The organism is Novosphingobium sp. 63-713 (genome assembly GCF_001898925.1).
In the GTDB taxonomy this organism is placed as follows: domain Bacteria; phylum Pseudomonadota; class Alphaproteobacteria; order Sphingomonadales; family Sphingomonadaceae; genus Novosphingobium.
In genome coordinates this window covers 18,318-37,164 of sequence record NZ_MKVS01000037.1, presented here as the reverse complement: position 1 = coordinate 37,164, position 18,847 = coordinate 18,318, and the positions used below count along the sequence as shown (strand labels likewise).

17 protein-coding genes and 1 pseudogene are annotated in these 18,847 nt (G+C 61.4%); 2 read left to right on the top strand and 16 right to left on the bottom strand.

Features of this window, described 5'->3' with window-relative positions; genetic code table 11:
* The first annotated feature begins 358 nt into the window (after window positions 1-358).
* Window positions 359-1,648 carry a glycoside hydrolase family 130 protein gene (locus tag BGP00_RS16385; RefSeq protein ID WP_292694257.1) on the top strand — a complete coding sequence of 430 codons (1,290 nt, stop codon included), beginning with the start codon at window positions 359-361 and terminating at the stop codon, window positions 1,646-1,648.
* Window positions 1,649-1,817: 169 nt separating this feature from the next.
* Here the strand turns inward: BGP00_RS16385 and BGP00_RS16380 are convergent, their stop codons facing one another.
* The 13 genes and pseudogenes from BGP00_RS16380 to BGP00_RS16320 all read right to left on the bottom strand — a co-directional run bounded on the left by BGP00_RS16380 (window position 1,818) and on the right by BGP00_RS16320 (window position 13,796).
* Window positions 1,818-3,410 carry an oleate hydratase gene (locus BGP00_RS16380; RefSeq protein ID WP_292694242.1) on the bottom strand — a complete coding sequence of 531 codons (1,593 nt, stop codon included), beginning with the start codon at window positions 3,408-3,410 and terminating at the stop codon, window positions 1,818-1,820.
* 56 nt (window positions 3,411-3,466) lie between these two features.
* Window positions 3,467-4,339 carry a FoF1 ATP synthase subunit gamma gene (locus BGP00_RS16375; protein WP_124810951.1) on the bottom strand — a complete coding sequence of 291 codons (873 nt, stop codon included), beginning with the start codon at window positions 4,337-4,339 and terminating at the stop codon, window positions 3,467-3,469.
* Complete coding sequence (locus BGP00_RS16370) at window positions 4,336-5,853, bottom strand: F0F1 ATP synthase subunit alpha (protein ID WP_292694238.1); 1,518 nt, start codon at window positions 5,851-5,853, stop codon at window positions 4,336-4,338. The genes BGP00_RS16375 and BGP00_RS16370 overlap by 4 nt, the downstream gene beginning before the upstream one ends.
* Complete coding sequence (locus BGP00_RS16365; protein WP_292694235.1) at window positions 5,837-6,589, bottom strand: hypothetical protein; 753 nt, start codon at window positions 6,587-6,589, stop codon at window positions 5,837-5,839. Before BGP00_RS16365 ends, BGP00_RS16370 begins: the two co-directional genes overlap by 17 nt.
* Before the next feature lie 9 nt (window positions 6,590-6,598).
* Entirely contained in the window at window positions 6,599-6,841 is a 243-nt protein-coding gene (locus tag BGP00_RS16360) for a F0F1 ATP synthase subunit C (protein ID WP_292694232.1), read from the bottom strand.
* Between the two features lies 1 nt (window position 6,842).
* Window positions 6,843-7,526, bottom strand: a complete 684-nt coding sequence (locus BGP00_RS16355; RefSeq protein ID WP_292694229.1) for a F0F1 ATP synthase subunit A — start codon at window positions 7,524-7,526, stop codon at window positions 6,843-6,845.
* Window positions 7,523-7,810 carry an ATP synthase subunit I gene (locus BGP00_RS16350; protein WP_083554959.1) on the bottom strand — a complete coding sequence of 96 codons (288 nt, stop codon included), beginning with the start codon at window positions 7,808-7,810 and terminating at the stop codon, window positions 7,523-7,525. The genes BGP00_RS16355 and BGP00_RS16350 overlap by 4 nt, the downstream gene beginning before the upstream one ends.
* On the bottom strand, window positions 7,786-8,073 hold the full coding sequence (locus tag BGP00_RS16345) for an AtpZ/AtpI family protein (RefSeq protein WP_083554958.1): 288 nt from the start codon (window positions 8,071-8,073) through the stop codon (window positions 7,786-7,788). The genes BGP00_RS16350 and BGP00_RS16345 overlap by 25 nt, the downstream gene beginning before the upstream one ends.
* Complete coding sequence (locus BGP00_RS16340) at window positions 8,070-8,489, bottom strand: F0F1 ATP synthase subunit epsilon (RefSeq protein ID WP_072384140.1); 420 nt, start codon at window positions 8,487-8,489, stop codon at window positions 8,070-8,072. Before BGP00_RS16340 ends, BGP00_RS16345 begins: the two co-directional genes overlap by 4 nt.
* Window positions 8,486-9,934: a F0F1 ATP synthase subunit beta gene (gene atpD / locus BGP00_RS16335; RefSeq protein WP_292694226.1), complete on the bottom strand. Its 1,449-nt coding sequence runs from the start codon at window positions 9,932-9,934 to the stop codon at window positions 8,486-8,488. The genes BGP00_RS16340 and atpD overlap by 4 nt, the downstream gene beginning before the upstream one ends.
* A gap of 33 nt (window positions 9,935-9,967) precedes the next feature.
* Window positions 9,968-12,391 carry a glycosyltransferase family 4 protein gene (locus BGP00_RS16330; protein ID WP_292694223.1) on the bottom strand — a complete coding sequence of 808 codons (2,424 nt, stop codon included), beginning with the start codon at window positions 12,389-12,391 and terminating at the stop codon, window positions 9,968-9,970.
* Between the two features lie 326 nt (window positions 12,392-12,717).
* A pseudogene (locus BGP00_RS16325) lies at window positions 12,718-12,852 on the bottom strand (IS3 family transposase); the annotation flags it as partial.
* A gap of 14 nt (window positions 12,853-12,866) precedes the next feature.
* Entirely contained in the window at window positions 12,867-13,796 is a 930-nt protein-coding gene (locus BGP00_RS16320; RefSeq protein WP_292694221.1) for an NAD(P)/FAD-dependent oxidoreductase, read from the bottom strand.
* A gap of 646 nt (window positions 13,797-14,442) precedes the next feature.
* Between BGP00_RS16320 and BGP00_RS16315 the strand changes: the two genes are divergently transcribed.
* Entirely contained in the window at window positions 14,443-15,039 is a 597-nt protein-coding gene (locus BGP00_RS16315) for a cytochrome c (RefSeq protein WP_292694219.1), read from the top strand.
* A gap of 441 nt (window positions 15,040-15,480) precedes the next feature.
* On the opposite strand, the gene BGP00_RS16310 is transcribed toward BGP00_RS16315, so the two are convergent.
* The 3 genes from BGP00_RS16310 to BGP00_RS16300 are packed head-to-tail and all read right to left on the bottom strand — an operon-like array spanning window position 15,481 to window position 18,847.
* On the bottom strand, window positions 15,481-16,185 hold the full coding sequence (locus BGP00_RS16310; protein WP_292694217.1) for a cytochrome c3 family protein: 705 nt from the start codon (window positions 16,183-16,185) through the stop codon (window positions 15,481-15,483).
* Complete coding sequence (locus tag BGP00_RS16305) at window positions 16,173-16,856, bottom strand: iron reductase (protein WP_223806921.1); 684 nt, start codon at window positions 16,854-16,856, stop codon at window positions 16,173-16,175. The genes BGP00_RS16310 and BGP00_RS16305 overlap by 13 nt, the downstream gene beginning before the upstream one ends.
* Window positions 16,856-18,847 (bottom strand): FAD-binding oxidoreductase, encoded by a 1,992-nt coding sequence (locus BGP00_RS16300; RefSeq protein WP_292694213.1) that lies wholly within the window; start codon window positions 18,845-18,847, stop codon window positions 16,856-16,858. Before BGP00_RS16300 ends, BGP00_RS16305 begins: the two co-directional genes overlap by 1 nt.

Genomic DNA, 18,847 nt, shown 5'->3' with positions numbered 1-18,847 from the left:
CAAAAGAAATCCGCCATTGCCAACGCCTCCTCGCAGGACGCGTTGAATCACACTCAATGGCAGATGGGAATCCCGTTAATGGGTCCGGACCCTAATAAATAATCGTCTGAGATTTCGACGAAATCGATGGCTTATCTTAAAGAGAAACATACCCGACCGGGAAAACCGGCTTCTGCGGAATTTACTTATAGGCCCTCACAGCACAGGGTTTACGGGCAGATTTCTGGGCAAGGGTCGCCTTTCCGTCCACAATCCCGCGAACGGAAGCTACACCGAATACCACAGTCGGCTGCGATACGTTTTCCAACGAGGAGTGGCAGTGTTGATTAAGCAGGAACGCACAGGGGAGCCGGTCGGTATGATCCAACGCGCAAAACTTAACTTCTATGATTGCGTTCTTCGACCCAATCCATCGCGGACCGTCGTTCGGCCATTCGATCCGCACTACCCACGAGACTTCGCCGGCGGCACGTCACGTGCCCAAGAGACCGTGGACCTGATCGTGGCGCTTGACGAGGTTGAATTGGCGCGCCAGCTAAAAGGCGTCACATTGTCTCTGGATGAAAACCACCGTGACGTGGATACGATGCTGCTTCGGCGGTTCGAGGAGGTCGCTGGCGGTATCGAGGGTGTGGGTCGTATCAACGCCAAGCAGCGGCGGTTGATCGGCGCCTACTTCAGCGAAGAATTTGCGTACGAGGCTGCGGCCTTGTTCAATCCAAGCGTGGTACTCCATCCCGAACAGTCGGGGCTCCCGGAGGGAACCATCCGTTTTGTGATGTCGCTGCGCGGAATTGGCGAGGGACATGTGTCTTCCGTGACGTTCCGGACCGGTACCTGGGCATCAGGCGGCGCACTTTTGATCGATGATCCCAGCCCGACATCGGTATCGCCACTTATCGATACGTGCGGGAAAGGAGAGGGCGTAGCAGCGCGCCTGTGCTGCGCCGGCAGTCGCACGATCTCGGAGACGGTGCTTTTTCCGGTCCTGCCGAGCCAGAGGCAGGGCATTGAGGATACGCGCCTTGTGCGCTTCTGCGAGGATGACGGCAGCATAGTCTATCATGGAACATATACCGCTTTTAGCGGTGGCGAAGTGCGATCGGAATTGCTGACCACCACCGATTTCCGATCGTTCGAAATGCGCGTTCTGACCGGCCAGGCCTCGAGCGGAAAAGGCATGGCCCTTTTCCCTCGCCGCATTGCGGGTAAATACGCCATGCTTGGACGTCAGGACGGCAAGAATATCTGGCTTCATTTCTCCGATTCATTGCTCAACTGGGAAGGGGGCACAAAGCTTATTACGCCAAATTACCCCTGGGAATTCGTGCAGATGGGCAATTGCGGATCGCCAATCGAGATCGACGAAGGATGGTTGGTTATGACCCACGGCGTAGGCACGGTGCGCAACTATTGCATTGGCGCATGCCTCCTCGACAAGAATGATCCGTCAAAGCTGCTGGCGCGAACACCGCGCCCGGTCCTGGCGCCCAGTCCGCACGAACGGGACGGGTACGTACCCAATGTCGTCTATAGCTGCGGTGCGCTCGTTCAGGATCGGACCATGCTTCTGCCATATGCAATTGCTGACAGATTCACTGCTTTCGCTACGGTCTCGATCGATAACCTCCTGAGTGTGATGGAGTAAGCTAGTTCAGTTGATGAGAATTGATCACCGTTTCGATAGTGGGCACCCTTTCGGGAAAACTTACTCCATTTCAGAACGAGCGGGTGGTGACGAGCATTCCGCATGAGTCCAACGTTTTGTCACAGCCCTGAACCTGACAGTGCCCCCCGGCCATCCATCGTGCCGAACTTCAATCGTTCATGTTATGCAAGGCGCGGAACGCCTTGTAGAGGTTGCGAGGATCGAGTTGTCCCTTGAACACTGCGGGCGGGGTCCGGTCGATTTCGAGCAGCGCATAGACAGCCGACATAGCGGACCGCACCGAGTATTCGACCGTGAAGACGACGTCATCGGGCTGTTCGCAGAACTGTCCCGTGATCGCGAAGTTGGCATAGCCCTTTGGGTTGACCTGCGGCCGGTCGCCCTTGGCGCGATTGAGGAACTGGCTGGTAATGAAGGGCATCATGCATGGCAGGCAGATCATGCCCTCGAGGCTGGTCTGCGCCTGGTCGATCTCTCCCAGGTGGCCGAGCAATTCTTGCATCAATTCGCGCCCGGTGCAGGCCGACATCGGCTTGGCGACGTAATTGCCGGGAGCATCGACGCTGAGGCCATAGCCCCAGAACACTTGCACGTTGTCGGGCTGGCCAATGAAGTGTGGCTGGTGCGGCAGCACGATTGACATCAGCCAATTGGAATCGACGAAGGTGATGAGGCCACCTTCGCCCGGAACGTTGCCAGTGAAATCGCGGATCCGGTCGAACAGCGCCGAGTCCTTCAGCGTGGTGGTGAAGGAGAGCCATTTCGATTCATCGACATAGTCGGTGAATTTGGCGGGCCGGCCCAATTCGGGGCGGCCGGCGGCGATCTTGTCCCACAGGGCCCAGGCCCCGCCGACGCTTTTGTCGTTAAGCGCCGCAGGGCTATCCATCCCGCCGATCGCGGCGCCTTCGGTCATCGATCCCAACGTCGCGATCACCAGGTCGCTGGGCGCGACTTCGACTTGCTCGGTCGTGCCGCCACTTTCGCAGGTCAGGCTCTCGACAAAATTCGTGCCGTCGCGGTCGGCAAACGCGATGTCGGTCACCTTGCTGCCGAGGCGAAACACCACGCCGCGCTCGTCGAGCCATTTGCGCAGCGGCAGCACCAGCGAGTCATATTGATTGTAAAGCGTCCGCATGATGCCGTGCAGTTCGTTGAACCCGGCGACCATGTGGGTGAAGCGCACGAGGTAGCGTTTCAGCTCGATCGCGCTGTGCCATGGCTGGAAGGCGAAGGTTGTGCACCACATGAACCAGAAATTGGTCTTGAAGAACGCTTGGTCGAAATGGTCGGAAATCCGGCTGTCGCCGAGCAGCGTCTCGGGTTCGATCGCCAGCTTCTCGATCGTCAGGATGTGGCGCTCTGACAGGCCGAATTCGGGCGCATCGATCTTGTTAGCGCCGCGCACTAGACGTGACTTGGAACCGGTCTTGATGACCTCGTTCCATTCGAAGATTTCCTGCGTGACGGTCTGCTTCCCGTCGAGCGTCGGAATTGAGGAGAACAGGTCGTAGGTGCACAGATATTTGCTTTCCATCATCCGCCCGCCGCGGACCATGTAGCCCGTGTGCGGGTCGCCCGACCCGTCGAGACTGCCGCCGACCCGGTCGAGCTCCTCATAAACGGTGATGGTGTGCCCCGACAGTCCGCCGTCGCGGATCAGTAAGGTGGCTGCCGCCAGCGAAGCGATCCCGCCACCGACGAGGTGGGCGCGGGTGTGGCTGCGATCGGGCTTTGTCATGCGGACCTCTTTGGCTGGGGGAGTTCGGTTTGGGCGATGGGCTTGGTTGACCAACGTCATCGATATTTGTCGCGGGCAGCCTGTCGATGCCGTCGCGAGCGAACGCCCGACGCCAGTTCTACCACCTCGGCGGTAACCGCCTCCTGGCGTGTCATCCGCTCGAGCCCTTGCAGCGTCTCGAGCTTAGCGGCGATATTGGTGCTAGCGGATGCCATCGTCGAGACACGCGCTTCATTCTCGGCGGCGAAGCTTTCGGTGGCGGCTTCGCAGATCTGCGCGAAGACATATTCCTCGGTCAGACAATCGAGCAATTTTGGTAGAGGTAGCTGGATCAGCGGTGGCGTGGAGGTGACACTGCTAAATCTGGCAAAATCGAGCGGCAACAGGCGGCGCTGCGTGACCTTTAAGCCCTTCCCGGGGGTCCAGACCGGGAATATCAAGTCGATCCGGCTCGCTCCGCTGGTGTCGAGATAGGTCGTGACCGCCTCGATCAGCACTGCGGCCACCTCGATGATGGCGGCAGCGCGCAACGGTGCCGCGAAGGTGGCGGCGAGGGGCAGCCCGCGTTCGCGCGCCAGCGACGCGGTGCGGTCGCCGACCAGGAAAACATGCGAATTTGCCAACGCGGAAGTGGCACTGTCGAGCACGCGATCGGCAAAGGTGCCCGCGAAGCCCTGCTCGGCGCCGAACACGATCACGCCTGGCGGCGCGGTCCGGTGCGACATCGGCGTGACGGGTGACGTGTCGTCGAGCAGCAGCGCCTGCTCGATCGCGCGCGCCGCGACATCGCCGTAAGCACGTGCCGCTGGCAGCAGCGCGCGACCCTGTTGTGCGCGGGCAGCGGCGATACCCCGCATCGCGTTGACCACCGCGCCGAGCTGCCTGACGGTCGCGATTTGGGCGCTGATATCGGCGAGCTGCTCGGTCATGGCGTGGTCTGTCCCACGCTATTGGTCAGTCGGCCCACTGCTGCGATCAGCGCTGCACGATCGGGTTCGCTCAGTGTGCCGCTTTTCTCGACCGATGCGACCGTCTCCGCCGCCTGCGCGTCAAGCCAGGCGGGCAAGCGCGCGCGTAGCTCAGTGACCGTCTCTACGGCGATCGCGTCGAACGCTCCCTGTGTCAGTGCCAGCGCCAGCGCAGTTTGGTCGACGACGCGCAATGGCTGGAACTGGGGTTGGTTGAGCAAGGCGCGCAGCCTTTGCCCACGGTCAATTTGCGCCTTCACGCGCGCTTCGGGCTGCTCGCCGAAGCGCGTGAACATCTCCAGCTCGAGGAATTGCGCGTAATCCAGGCGCAGCTTGCCCGAAACGTCGCGCAGTGCGCGCGCCTGGGTTTTGCCACCTACGCGGCTGACGCTGATGCCGACATCGACCGCGGGCTTGTGCCCTTGCGCGAACAGCTTGGCGTCGAGCGCAATCTGCCCGTCGGTGATCGAGATGAGATTGGTTGGAATATAGGCGCTCAAATTTCCCGCATCGGTCTCGGCGATAGGCAGCGCGGTGAGCGAGCCGCCGCCCTTGGCGGGCGAAAGCTTGGCAGCGCGCTCCAGCAAGCGGCTGTGGAGATAGAAGACGTCGCCGGGATAGGCCTCGCGCCCCGGAGGCTGACCAGTGAGCAAGGCGATCTCGCGGTGCGTGGCCGCATGCTTGGTGAGATCATCGACAACGATCAGCACATGACCGCCGCGATCGCGGAAATATTCGCCCATGGTGAAGGCGGCGAACGGAGCGATCCATTGCAGCCCAGGCGCCTGTGCGGGGCTCGCCACCACGAAGATGCATCGCTCGGGCGCGCCGTGACGACGGACTTGTTCGATTGCCCGCGCGACACTCGACGATTTCTGCCCGATTGCGACATAGATGCAGATGACGTCGCTGGAGCGCTGGTTGACGATCGCATCGACCGCGAGCGCGGTCTTGCCGGTCGCGCGGTCGCCGACGATCAATTCGCGCTGGCCGCGGCCGAGCGCGAACAGTGCGTCGATCACGAAGGTCCCCGTCTGCACCGGCTGGACAACCAGGTCGCGGTCGATGATTGCGGGCGCGGCGCGTTCGATCGGTTCGAAGCTTTCGGTGGCGATGGCCGCGCCGCCATCGAGTGGCCGGCCGAGCGGATCGACGACCCGGCCGAGGAGTCCTGGTCCGACCGGCGTGCGGACAACCGCGTTGGTGCCGGTCACCATGGCCCCCGCTTTCACGCCGTCGGCATCGTCGAGCAGCACGCAGCCAAGAGTTTCGCCGTCGATTGTCTGGACGAAGCCCGCCTGGCCACCGTCGAAGTGCAGCAGTTCGTCGAGCCGGGCGTTAGGCAGGCCGGAAATCATAGCGACGCCGTCACCGATCGAGTCGATGCGGCCTATCTGGCGCAGTTCGGGGGCGAGGACGGTCGCCGCGACGCTCTGGCGCGCGCGCTCCAGCCAGCTCTCAGGCGTCTCGGGCATCGTTTCCGTCTTTCGCGAGGTTGGCGAGCATATCGTCCAGATCGGCGCGCCAGCTGTTGCGGAGGTGGACGTGCGCGCCGCGCAATTCGCAGCCGCCGATCAGATCCGGTTCCTCCTCGAACGCGAGGTCGAGTGGCAGCGGAAGGAGCTTCGCCAAGGCGTCGCGGCAGCGTGCGCGTTCACTGTCGTGGAGCGGGGTGGGCGTGACGAGGGTCAGCGCGATGCCGTCAAAGCTTCTGGCGCGGTCCACTTCGAGCATGGCGGCGAGCTGGTCGGTCAACTTCTGGAACATTGCCTCGTGGATCACGGCCGACGGCAAGTGCTGGACAAGCTTTGCGGCCAAGTCACCCGCAAGCGTTGCCGCTTGAGTCTCCAGCGCCTTGCGCATGGCGTCGCGTTCGGCGGCGATACCAGCCTTGGCCGCTTCGCCCATCTTTTCGGCATCGGTCTGGGCCGTTTGGAGCAATCGGACGCGGTCGGCGTCGGCGGCGGTGCGAACTTCGGCGCGAAGCCGCTCCGCATCGGCCGCAAGAGCGGTGTTGCTGGCTTTGAGGGCCGCCGCCTCGGTCTCCGCTTGCGCCTTCGCCGCCGCCGCATCGGCGAGCAGAGCGTCGGCCGCCGCCTGACGCGCTGCGATCGCCGCCACCACCGGCCGGTAGAGGAAGCGGCTAAGCAGCCAGATCAGGACAAGGACGTTGATCGCCTGGAGCGCTAGCGTCCACCAGTTGATATGCACCGTTCTGGGTCAGGCGAACGGGTTGGCGAAGAGCAGCAGCAATGCGACGACTAGGCAGTAGATCGCCATGGTCTCGATCATCGCCAGGCCCACGAACAGCGTGCGCGAAACGGTGGCCGCAGCCTCTGGCTGTCGTGCAATAGCGTCCATCGCAGCGGCGACGGCCTTTCCTTGCGCCAGCGCTGGGGCGATTGCGCCGAGCGAGATCGCGAGCGCGGCGCCAATGATGCTTATCAAATGGATCCAATTCATGTCATTGCCTTTGCTGAATGGAAGTGGTTTCGCTGACCGCACCGCCGATGAAGACCATCGCCAGAGCGCCGAAAATATAGGCCTGTACCGCGCCGGTCAGCAGTTCGAGCGCCATGAGCGGGATCGGCACGAGCAACCCTGCCAGGCTGAGTACGATGCCGATCACGAATACCCCGCTCATCATGTTGCCGAACAGGCGAACGGTCAGCGACAGGCTGCGCGTGAACAGTTCGATCAGGTTGAGCGGCGCGAGCAGGATCGAAGGCTGGGCGAAGCTGCGGACATAGCCGTTAACGCCCAGCGCGCGGATCCCGAACCAGAGCGTCGCGCCGAACACGATCAGCGCGAGCGCGATATCGGTCTCCAGCGTCGCGGTCGGGGGCTCGACGCCGGGGATCAGCGACGACCAGTTGGCGACGAGCAGGTAAAGGAAGAACGTCCCGATCAGCGGAAGATACGGGGCCGGGGCGACTCCCATAGTCTCGCGGATCTGGACTGAAAACATATCGACGACGAGCTCGAGCGCGGCTTGCGCTCGCGACGGCTTGAGCGCGAGGCGACGCGTGATCAGCCATGATCCTACGCTCAAGAGCAGTATGATTCCCCAGGTGGTGACGACCGGCGTCGTAATCGGTACCGGACCGACCATGAGCAGGACTTGCGTGTCGAACGGCGAGCTGATCATGATGGCAGCCTTAGTCGGGGGAGGATCAGGTGCCGCGCGAGCAGGAACCCGCCTGCTGCTGCCACGAGCGCGGGCGCTCCTTGCGTTGCTGCCCAAACGAGCGTCCCGATCGTGACCGCCAGACGTCCGAGCCGCCAGCCCAGTGCCGCGAAGGTGGAGCCGCCGACGACCACGAGGTTGACATCCTTGCGCAGGGACAGGAAATGGATCGCGCCTGCGGCCATGCCGAGGCACCCGAAAGCCGGAATGGCGACCGCCATCATCGCCTGTTGATCCAGCGCCATGCCGACCAACCGCCGAACACTGCGCCGATCATTATCAACGGCGCCGTCCAGAACACTCCGCTGGCGAAATGATGGTCGAGCCAACGCCCGGCGGCGAGGCAAATCAGGATCGGCACGGTGATCGTCCAGCCAAGCGCGCCGATCTGGCCGAGATTGCGCGCCAGCGACGGGGCGCCGTCGCGCGCCCATGCCTTGCGGCGATCGGCGCGCACGCGTACCGCCTTGGTCAGCCGGGTTTCGCGGTCGGGCAGGGGGTCGCTCACGGGCGTATGTCGCTGGTGGCCGCGCCGCCGCGCAGTGCCGCAACCATCTGCCGGATCGCCTGGGTGCGCAAACGCGCGGCGGCGGTGCGGTCGGTCCGGTCCGCGTCGATGCGCTCGCGATAGCGGGCTAGGACGTCGCGTTCGAGCGTGTCGAGATCGTCACCGATATGCGCCTCGCGCGTCGCGACCCGCACGTCGCGACCGCCGCTAACCGTCAGGATGCCCTGGCGGATCGCGCAGAAGCCTTGCCGTCCGTCCGCGTGCCGCCAAGAGACGACCGATATTTCCAGCGCGGTCAGAAAATCGCTATGGCCCTTCAGGATGCCGAAACTGCCGGTCGCATCTTCCGCGCGGACCGCATCGACATCGGGATGATCCGCGACGATCTGCGCGGGATCGGTGATCAACAGCCTCATTTGGGGGCTCCCGCCTGGCGCGCGCGCGCCTCCTCGAAATCGCCGATCATGTAGAAAGCACTCTCGGCCCAGTCGTCTGCCTCGCCGGCGAGGATCGCCGCGCAACCCTTTAGCGTCTCGGCGAGGGGCACCGAGCGCCCCGGCGTACCGGTGAACGCCTCGGTGACGACGAACGGCTGGGTCAGGAATCGCTGCAGCTTGCGCGCGCGATCAACGATGAGCCGGTCGTCGCGCCCGAGTTCCTCGACGCCGAGCAGCGAGATGATGTCCTGCAGCGCGCGGTATTGCGCGATCGTCTCGCGCACCTCTTCCGCGATACGGTAATGCTCGGCGCCCACCACCAGCGGGTCGAGCAAGATCGAGACCGAAGCGAGCGGGTCAACCGCGGGATACATGCCCTCCGCGGCCATCGAACGCGATAGTACGACGGTGCTGTCGAGATGGTCGGAAATGGCGGTGACGGCGGGATCGGTGAAATCGTCGGCGGGCACGTACACTGCCTCAATCGCGGTCACTGCCGCGCCAGCGACGGAGGCGATTCGCTCCTGCAGCGCGGCGACTTCGCTTGCCAGGGTCGGTTGATAGCCGACGCGGGACGGCAGTCGCCCGAGCAGCCCCGAAACTTCGCTGCCGGCCTGGACGAAGCGGAAGACGTTATCCATCAGCAGCAGCACGTTGCGGTGCTGCTCGTCGCGAAAATACTCAGCCACAGTTAGCGCAGTCAGCCCAACGCGCCAGCGCGCGCCGGGCGGCTCGTTCATCTGTCCAAAGACAAGCACGGTGCGGTCGAGCACGCCTGATCCGCGCATGTCGTTCAGAAGTTCGTGTCCCTCGCGCGATCGCTCGCCAATACCGGCAAACACGGATACGCCCTCATAGCGCGCGACCATGGCGTGGATCAGTTCCATTACCAGCACTGTCTTGCCGACACCGGCGCCTCCGAACATTGCCGCCTTGCCACCCTGCGCGAGCGGGGAAAGCAGGTCGATCACCTTGATCCCCGTCTCAAATTGCGACGTCGCGGAACTTTGAGCATGGAGTGGCGGCGGCGCGCGGTGAATCGGGCGCAACGTCACGTCGGCGGGCAATGGGGCTCCGCCGTCGCCAATCCTGCCGATGACGTCGATCAGTCGCCCAAGCACCGCAGCGCCAACCGGCACGGCTACAGGGCCGCCGGTTGCCTCGACCGCGACATGACGGGAAAGGCCCGAGGTGGCCTGCAGCGCTACGGCGCGCACCGTGCGATCGTCGATATGGCTCTGCACCTCCGCCATCAGCACGTCGGGCCTGTCCCAGTGAATGAGCAACGCCTCGTCGACCAGCGGGAGCTTCCCCTTCGGGAAGACCACGTCGATGACCGGGCCGCGCACGGCAATAACGTGTCCGGCATCGGATAGGCCTGTTTGGCCTGGATAGGTCTGCGGACGTGGATCAGTGGCGGGCATGATGACTGTCTGCCTGCCTGGATCGAGGGCGCTTCAATTGGCTGTCGCCAGCTGCGTCGTGGATCGAACACCCAATTCAACGTCCGGCATAAGCCAGCTACCAGCCGCGCCGGTATCGATTGGATCCTCGCTGGCTCCGCCGAGGTGGCATGTACATCGTGCGGTCGTCATTTCCGAAATACGTGGCAAGTCAGGCTGGGCAAACGGAGTGCGCCGCATCGCGGTCAACGCCGCGATATAAGCCAGCGTCGATTCCGCGCCCTGATTGGCGTTGCGCCGGTCGGGATGTAATCCATCGAAGCAGGCGCCGCGCTCGATATCCACCACTAGAACGCGAAGATCGTTTTGGCCAAGGAACCAGGCAAAGGCACGGCTCGCTTCACCTTGCCAGACGGCGTCTCCAGTGACACGCGCCGCGGTCAAACAGGCACTGACGGCCGCCCAGGCTTCCAGTGGCTGTTGATCGAAGGGTTGCGGATGCCGATGATCGGCACCGAAAGTTTCTGTTCCGATGGGCCGGAAATGACCGCGTTCGGCTGTTTGCAGTTTCATCAGCCAGCGTAGCGAATCAAGGCCTGCATCGAGATAGTGCTCCTTGCCGGTGTCATGGCCGCTGACAATCAGCGCCTCGCACAAACGGGCATTATCGTAGCCCAGCCTATCCTCGAACCAGATCCAATCAGGCCTGGCAGCGTCGGACCAGCGCTGGAAAAGCCGATTGGCTAGCTCGCCCCTGAGGCGCTCAAATCCGCGATGGCCTGGAAAGCGTTCCAGGAACGCAGATATGCCGAGTAAACCATAGGCCCAGGCGCGCGGCGATGTACACGCCATCAAGACGGGCGCGATCTCCAGCACCCGGGCTGCGGCCCAGCCATCCAGCGAACGGGCGTCTTTGTGCCGAGCAACGGTGCCTAGCGCCCAAATCGTGCGGCCCAGAGCGTCATCCGCACCATCGCTCTCCAACCACGTCCGATCGAAATTCATGAAGTTATGGACCCGGTTGGTCTGTGGTGACCAGGCGCTCTCGACAAAGGCTGCGTATGTGAGGTGCAACTGTTCCTCTTGCGCCGTCAAAGGGCGCAATGCCGCGAGTTCGGTGAAGACGAGCAGCGCGCGCGCATTATCGTCTAGGCAATAGCCATGTCTTCGATCGGGCACCGCAAATTTGGTGTGCTGCATCAGACCGACCGAATCGGTGAGAGCAGCGAGATGGGCCGTCGAGACATGTGGCAATGGGGTGTTGCCTGGTTGGATCGGTGGAAAGCCGATGATGGTTGCGCCTGCCGAACGCCGCTCCAATCGGACGGTTGAAAATACTTCGAGATACTGTTCCGCCACTCTCGGCCAGATCATTGCCCGACCACGAGCATAGGCGTTCGTCCGAATTTCGCTTCGCAATGTATCGTCGTCGATCAATCTGCGAATGGCCGTTGCGAACCCGTCTGCCTGCTCGAACGGGACGAGCAAGCCGCAATTGTCTGCCAGCAGCTCCTGCGCGTACCAGAACGGCGTTGAGACAACGGCTTTGCCGAGCGCAATCGCATAGGCCAGCGTCCCGGAAACGATCTGTGCCTCGTTGGGGTAGGGTGACAGATAGATGTCACATGCGGCCAAATAATCCAGCAACGCGTCAAGCGAGAGGTATCTGTCCACGAACTGGACATGTTCGCTAACGCCCAACTCGCTGGCGAGTGCTGTCAGGCTCTCTCGGTAGAGCTCGCCCTCGTCCCGCACCAGATTGGGATGGGTCGCGCCGACGATCATGTAGAGGAGTTTGGGGTTTTCCTGAACGAGGGCGGGCAGCGCGCGAATAGCTGTCTCGATACCCTTGCCCGGCCCAAGCAGTCCGAAGGTCATCAGCAAGGTCCGCTCTGCCAAGCCTAGATCGTGCTTCGCCATAGCTGGATCCAGAAAGGGACGATCCGGTACGCCGTGGGGTATCACGGCGATTTGATCGGCCGAGACGCCATAGACATCCTGCAGGATCTGGCGCCCCTTATCAGCCATCACGATCAGGCGGGCAGAGCTTGCAATGAGTTCGTCCATAACACGGCGCTGAGACGGATTGGGTGTGGCAAGGACCGTGTGCAACGTCGTGACCAGTGGCGCTTTCAGGCCGCGCACCAGGCCGAGGACATGCTCACCCGCCTCACCGCCGAAAATCCCGAATTCATGTTGCAGTGAGATGATCTCGATATCAGCAACATTCAGAAAGTCCGCCGCTACTTCATAGGAGGCGGGGTCTGCGTGTTGAATCTCCAGCGGGACCTGATCGGGATAGGCGTAGGCATTCTTGTCGTCGGTCATGGCAATTATCATCGCGGCCACGTTCGGATCGGCAGTGCTCAGCGCCTGCTGGAGATCATTTGTGAAGGTTGCGATTCCGCAATGGCGCGGCACGCATGTCCCGATAAGAGCGATGCGGCTGGGCTGGGGAGTGAGGACGGGGCCGTTCATGTTCAACCTCTAACCAAATGGATCTCTTTCGAGTCGGCAACACGAACGCGGCGGCGCGTATTGCCATTGCGCAATGCGTCCAGGCCTGCCCGTCGAAGATCGATGAGGCACTTGCATGCCGAATGTCGCGGTTGCCGCACTATACGTATTGTCCGTGAAACACGCTCCGCGTGGCAGGAACGCGAACCATACAGCGTAGGCAGGGGATCTTCGTCCACCTGTGAAACCTGCCAGAACTGGCCGCTGTCAGAACATTCGGCGCAACTCGCCGCTTGGACTAGCGGGATGTGGGCAACGTCTTAAGGTTGATGTTAGGCGTTGGCGTAGCCCGAGGCGTTGAGGGCGAAGTCGAGTGTGTCGGTCACACCGTCGGCCTGCATGTTGGTGCACAACTTCCAGGCGATGATATAGCGCGAGATGGCGTCGAATACGGTCGACATGGACATCCAGCCCCAGCCAATTGTCCTTCACACCCTTAAATTTGTGCCGTTGGTACTAACGGCGGACAGGGGGGAGTTGGGTGAGACAATCGATTGTGAATGGCAGTCGCCGCTTTCGCCGCCTGACCCGCTGCCACGGCAATTTGATCCAGCCCTTCGACCATGTCGCCAACAGCGAACATACCGCTGATCGTCGTTTCCTGATGCTCATCGACGAGGATGCAGCCCGAAGGGCCTAATTCGGCACCAATCATCCTTGCCAAGTCTGAATGAGCCGACGTGCCGAGGGCCACATAAAGCGTGTCAAAGCGTAAGGATCGGCCATCGGCCAGCTTTACAGTGAGATCCTGATCGTTGATGAACAAATTGCCAATGGGCACCCGCTCAGTGGCGATGCCACCTCGAGTTAGTTTGGTCTTCTCCGCCTCGGACAGTCGGGACGCATCTTGGGTGAGTAAGGTCACTGCATCGCTATAGTGGCGAACAAACATCGCTTCGGCTGCGCCATGCTCTGAACAGCCTAGCACCGCTACTCTCCTGCCGCGGATTTCATAGGCATCGCAGATCGGACAATAGCGTATCAGACCTCGGGCAACGCCGCGATCATGCGCCTCCTGTGACAATTTCGGCCGATGATTTTTGACGCCCTGTGCAAGCAAGAGCGTCCGCGTCCTGACCTCTTCGATAGCCGTGGTGACGACAAATCCCGACTGGGTCTGGACGACGCCCTTGACGAAATCATTGACCACTTTTGCGCCGTAGCGAGTGGCATGCTGGTGCATCCGCGCGAGCAGAACCTGACCGGATATTCCTTCAGGAAACCCGAGAAGGTTGTGAGTTGTCGGAATTGATGATGCGCGCCCACCGCCAGCGTCAATGACCAGCGAGGAACGCATAAACCGTCCGAGATACGTGGCTGCGGCCAAACCCGCGGGCCCACCTCCAATGACAATGCAGTCGTACATGTGCGCCTTTCTCCGAGGTGGGCCGCTACTGTAAATACGCGGCTCGCCGGGTCTGCCCTCGAAGGAAGGCACCCCGCCCCAAAAAAAGGTCGATGGTGGCGAGGGGTTTTAGCTGCCGGTGCCTAATTCAGATGTGGCCCATCTCTAGCCGGCATGGACCAATCGGATGCCCACGGGGCGCAGCGTGGCGCGGGGGCGGGTGGGTGTGGAACAGAGAGGTCAGAAGCACTGGATTCGCCCTCAGCCGCTCGCCCCGTAAAAGTCGCCGGGCGCACAGCGTGCTGGCGTCGGGTTTCGGTTGTATGAGGGAGTGAGGGACGCATTGGAGGTCTACAGACCTTTCTCGGCCTCAATGGGGCAGACGCTTTGGGTGATCATCATAGTCTCTGGCCCTCCGTTGACTGATCAGGTTGGTAGTCGGGCTCATTAACTCCTTATAGGCGGCGACACTGCCGACACAGCAAATACGCACCGCACGGCACAACCCCTCATCGATGCTGCGAAGATTTTTAAACGGCCCACGGCGTTCAACTCGCGCTAAAAATCAAGATTGCCGATGAGGGGTAAGGACGACCCGCGCGTATGATTAATTGGGCGGGTGCGAAAACACGGATTGACCAAAAGCTTTTCTGCTGAGGAGGACGCGATGCAAGATTCTAGAACGGCATGGCTTCGTAGGCATTTCCCAAGCGTAGCCTTCATTGCGGTGACGGCGCTGGTCGGTGGCGCGCTTGCTGGCGCGGTCATGTATGTTGGCGTCTATGACATCGGCGCTGATGCGCCGCACACCAAACCTGTTTATTGGCTCATAGAAATGCTTCGTGATCGCTCGATCGCCGTGCGGTCTCGCAATGTGAGCGTTTCTGCCAACCTGCTTGATATAAAACGGCTACAGAGCGGCGCGGGGCTCTATGCCGAGATGTGCAGTGGCTGCCATCTCGGGCCGGGACTGGAGAAGTCGGAGATCAGCCAGGGACTCTACCCCAGGGCCCCGGAGCTTTTTCGGGAGCAGCAGAGATCGGCAAAGGAGCAATTCTGGGTCATCAAGCATGGGGTCAAGCTGACCGCGATGCCTGCCTGGGGTAAAACCCATAGCGATGAACTGATCTGGGACATGGTCGCTTTCGTGCGTCAACTTCCACGTATGACGCCCGCCCAATATCAGGCGGCGATTGCCAGTGCGCCGGAAGACCATGACGCGATGATGAGGGATATGCCTGGCATGACGAAGACGATGCCGTAGCGATGTTGCCTTTGCCCGACCCTCGTCGCCGATATCTGCCGGCTGTGTGGGGTGCTTTGCCGGACAGACAGATAAAGCGGATAATGTGGAATGCGAGTATCGCGCTTGTGAACCCGACTGAATGAGGATCGGATTTTTCGATGGATACGGATCTAGACCGGCGTTTGAGCCGCTTACGTAACGAACCGACCCATCCGGTGCCCATTGCGCGATGCACTGCGCCTCACGCCAGGCGTTGAGCACGTCGAGATCGGGGAAGTTGGGCATTGGTTGCCACAACCGCCGCCGCGCAAGGTGGGCGGAGCGCCGCTTACGACGTATCTGATCCTTTCGACGCGCGTCAAGCGGCTCGTCCGTTGCGTCTCATCGATTGTCGGATCGAGGCTCATTGCTTGGGTAACAGGGCCACGATGGGCCAAATTATCTGCGCAAAATGATCGCTCAATGCACCTTGACCATACCGACGCCTTTGATGTTGTTGAACGAGTCGGTCTGGTGGCAACTGAAGCACTGGTCCACCCGCGCCCGTTTTTCGCCGCTGATCATCTTGTCCATCATCTCGAAGTGCATCATGTAATGGCTCGGCGGCGCCTTGTGGCATTGCGAGCATTCGGTCGATTTCGGGCTGGGATGCAAGAAGCCATTGATTTTCCAGCTTTCCGTTGTGTGGCAGCTTGCGCACTCGGGACCGAAAAATCCCTTATGGATATCCCGAGGCGCGTGGCAGGACTGGCAGTCGAGTTTTGCAGCTTGTCCCGTAGTACGCCTCGCAATCTCCTCGAGGATCTGGTGATCCATCCTAACCGGACGAAGAGTGCGGCCCTGATGCTCGATGTGGCAACCCGCGCACTCCTTCAGGTTGGCGTGGAAGGCGGTCGCTGGTTTCATCAGGAGTTCAGGAGCAGAAGCGTGGCATGCGATACAGGTTGCGGCCTTGATGCCTTGATTGGGAGTATGGCAGCTCTCGCATTTGCCTTCAAGAAACGCGTGTGCGCTTGACAGGGGGCCGGGACGGACTGCCGATGACCATTGAGGCAGCGCCGTGCTCCCCGATCGGTAGACGGTGAAAGGGATGGCGGCGGCGGCGAGCAGCGCGATCGTCGCAAGCACCAGGTAAAGGATTGTGGTTCGCTTCACGGCAGCCACCGAAGGCCGTAATAGTAGCCGCCCCAAATGTGCAATGCCATCAGGCCATACATCACAATCGCAACCGCGACATGGAACACAGTCCACCGCGCGAGGGTGCGCTTGATCGCATCCCGTGCCATTATTGTAAATTCGAGATCTGAAATGGCCCCGAGCAGATGATCGAGCCTCAGTCCTGACGGATCGACGACGCTATCGCGGGTCCAGACTACGGAAACTGTGGCCAACCCATCGTAGCGGTCGCGAAGCAGCTTGAGCTCTTTTTGCTGAAGCCGGAGATCCTGGCTGACCTGCGCAAGATAATATCGCCCGATGAATCCGCTCGCGACGACCGCGAGCATCGATATCACAAGGCTCACACCGAGCGGACTCTGAAACTTGTGGCCGGAGTGAATGATGCCGAGCAATGCCCCGATTGCGCCGGCGTAGACGTGAAACCCCATTAGCGCCCCAAGCGAGATGGAGCCTTTGGTCCGCTCCTTGATCCAGGCCTGCCGCTTCACCGCCGTGTAGGACAGCAGGAGCAGGAACAGAAGCGCGGCGGCGATCCCGAACATGCTCCCGGCAAGGCTGCCCGGGAAGCGGGGCGCGGAATGGATAAGAAATCCGGGGACGATCAGCGTTAGCACACTGACCAGGCCTCCGACCGTGATTTTTTCGGTTTCGGTCATCAGGCCTCCACCACCAGGTCACCCGTCGATTTTGCCTGACAGGCGAGGATGATTCCCGCTGCCTTCTCATCCGCGGCGAGCGCGTCCTCGACCTCCATGGTTGCCTGACCCTGGCGGAGTGGCACTTTGCACCGACCGCAGGTGCCAGCTCGGCAATCATAATCAATCGCTACGCCAATCGCCTCGGCGGCTTCGAGCACCGACTGGTCCGGCGCGAGGGGGCCTGCCTTGCCGGACTTTGAGAATGTGATGGTGGCGTGTGCAGACGGGATCGGCACGGCCTGATCAGCGGTGAATGCCGGTGTCGCAACAGGTTCCGAGGGTTCGGCTTCCATGACTGGGCCACCCTTGAGCGGAGCGAACTCTTCGGTTTTAACCTGGTCTGATGGGACTTGGAGCTGCGCGAGCGCTTCTTTCACTGCAGCCATCATGGGGGGTGGGCCGCACAAGTGGACTCGTCGTTTCGCAATGTCGGGTACCGAGGCCGCTATGAAATCTGCCGTCATGTAGCCCACCTGGCCTTGCCAATCGGTGCCTTCGGCTTTGGCGACGGTATACGCGACGTGAAGCTTGGGATGGCGACGTGCCAGATGATCGCACTCATCGCGGAAAATGAGATCTTCTGGTGTATTCACGCCGTAAAGTAGAAAAATGTCGTGCTCGTAGGACCGGTCTGTGAGACTTCGCAGAACGCTCATCATTGGCGTGATGCCAACGCCGCCGGCGATCAGAACGATGCCGTCGGCTTCCTTCCCCGTGAAGAAGAACCTGCCAGCGGGGGCGGATATTTCAAGGAGATCGCCGGTATCGGCATGATCGTGAAGATGACGCGACTCCAGGCCATATTGTTCACGCTTGATCGTGAGTTCGATATAGTCGCGCTGGGTGGGGGATGATGAGATCGTGTAGGATCGACGGACTTTCTGTCCGTCGATTTCCGAAGTGATTGTTGCGTATTGCCCCGGCAGGAAAGTGAACGGGATGGGACCGCCGTTCGCCTCCATTAAGCGGAACGTTTTCACGTTCGGCGTTTCGTCGAAGATCGCCTTGATGCGCAGCACCCCCTTCCAAGGGCGTTGAGCGGGCGGCGGAGCATTAGTCTCGGCAGACAACTGTGGCATGCCTGCGAGAACAGCGGGCTGTGCCATCGCTGTGGGTGCAGCCGGAGCGCCAATTGCAGTTTGTGCTGTGGGCGACCCTGGCATCAGTCGCTCGACAAGGCTCGCGATGCGACGAAGCCGAGCCTGCCGCAAGAGCAGGGCGGCAAGGAGTGCCGCCGCGAGCAGTACCATTCCAATGATGTGCCACCAGGAAAGGCCGCTATCCGTCGTCATTTGTTCAGCTCCGCCTATTCCATTTTGGTTCTTGAACCATGTGAGAGCGATCTCGCGGGGTGCCTTGCCTTCCTCCAGTCCCTTGAGGGCGCTCACGCCGCTGTCGGCTTGGGCAAGGCCTTCGCGAGCCCCCTTGATGGCGTCACCGGCAGCTACGAAGTCGTTGGACGCAAGCGCGTGATGGAGTCGGGATTGCTCGGCAGTCAGCACTTCGGTCCCCGAGCCGAGGCGCTTTAGCGCTTCGGCTCGAACGGCCCGCCGCGCTTCGTCGGTCAGCGCTGGCCATTGCATCAGCGAGGGGTAGAAGGGTTTGGCACCCATTGGCCCGCAACAGCCGGAGGGCGCGGCTGTGCCACCCATACCTCCCGGCCCGGCAGATCCGGCCGACGGTGACATCATCTGCTTCATCATGGCGGCCATTGGGTCAGTGCCCGAGCCTCCCATGGGTTGTGTTGCAGGCATGTCGGTGCCGCTGGCTGCGGCAGGCATGGCTGGAGCTGCCCCGCCTCCGCCTGGATGATGCGAAGCGTGCTCGTCAGCGGTTTGCGCCACGACCGACGGTGATGTGAGCATCACCGTCAGTGCGATCAGAACCCGGTAGCCAATCCGACTCCAGAGAGTTCGGTGAGTAGTGATTTGATGGAGCGGACGCTTCAT

What these genes read in the sequence shown, in the direction of transcription:
- BGP00_RS16340 (WP_072384140.1), bottom strand. Translation starts at nt 8,489, where the DNA reads ATGAGGCTGTTGATCACCGATCCCGCGCAGATCGTCGCGGATCATCCC.
- BGP00_RS16385 (WP_292694257.1), top strand. Translation starts at nt 359, where the DNA reads ATGATCCAACGCGCAAAACTTAACTTCTATGATTGCGTTCTTCGACCC.
- BGP00_RS16320 (WP_292694221.1), bottom strand. Translation starts at nt 13,796, where the DNA reads ATGTACGACTGCATTGTCATTGGAGGTGGGCCCGCGGGTTTGGCCGCA.
- BGP00_RS16350 (WP_083554959.1), bottom strand. Translation starts at nt 7,810, where the DNA reads ATGGCGCTGGATCAACAGGCGATGATGGCGGTCGCCATTCCGGCTTTC.
- BGP00_RS16360 (WP_292694232.1), bottom strand. Translation starts at nt 6,841, where the DNA reads ATGAATTGGATCCATTTGATAAGCATCATTGGCGCCGCGCTCGCGATC.
- BGP00_RS16375 (WP_124810951.1), bottom strand. Translation starts at nt 4,339, where the DNA reads ATGACCGAGCAGCTCGCCGATATCAGCGCCCAAATCGCGACCGTCAGG.
- BGP00_RS16305 (WP_223806921.1), bottom strand. Translation starts at nt 16,856, where the DNA reads ATGACCGAAACCGAAAAAATCACGGTCGGAGGCCTGGTCAGTGTGCTA.
- BGP00_RS16370 (WP_292694238.1), bottom strand. Translation starts at nt 5,853, where the DNA reads ATGCCCGAGACGCCTGAGAGCTGGCTGGAGCGCGCGCGCCAGAGCGTC.
- BGP00_RS16300 (WP_292694213.1), bottom strand. Translation starts at nt 18,847, where the DNA reads ATGAAGCGTCCGCTCCATCAAATCACTACTCACCGAACTCTCTGGAGT.
- BGP00_RS16380 (WP_292694242.1), bottom strand. Translation starts at nt 3,410, where the DNA reads ATGACAAAGCCCGATCGCAGCCACACCCGCGCCCACCTCGTCGGTGGC.
- BGP00_RS16315 (WP_292694219.1), top strand. Translation starts at nt 14,443, where the DNA reads ATGCAAGATTCTAGAACGGCATGGCTTCGTAGGCATTTCCCAAGCGTA.
- BGP00_RS16330 (WP_292694223.1), bottom strand. Translation starts at nt 12,391, where the DNA reads ATGAACGGCCCCGTCCTCACTCCCCAGCCCAGCCGCATCGCTCTTATC.
- atpD (WP_292694226.1), bottom strand. Translation starts at nt 9,934, where the DNA reads ATGCCCGCCACTGATCCACGTCCGCAGACCTATCCAGGCCAAACAGGC.
- BGP00_RS16355 (WP_292694229.1), bottom strand. Translation starts at nt 7,526, where the DNA reads ATGATCAGCTCGCCGTTCGACACGCAAGTCCTGCTCATGGTCGGTCCG.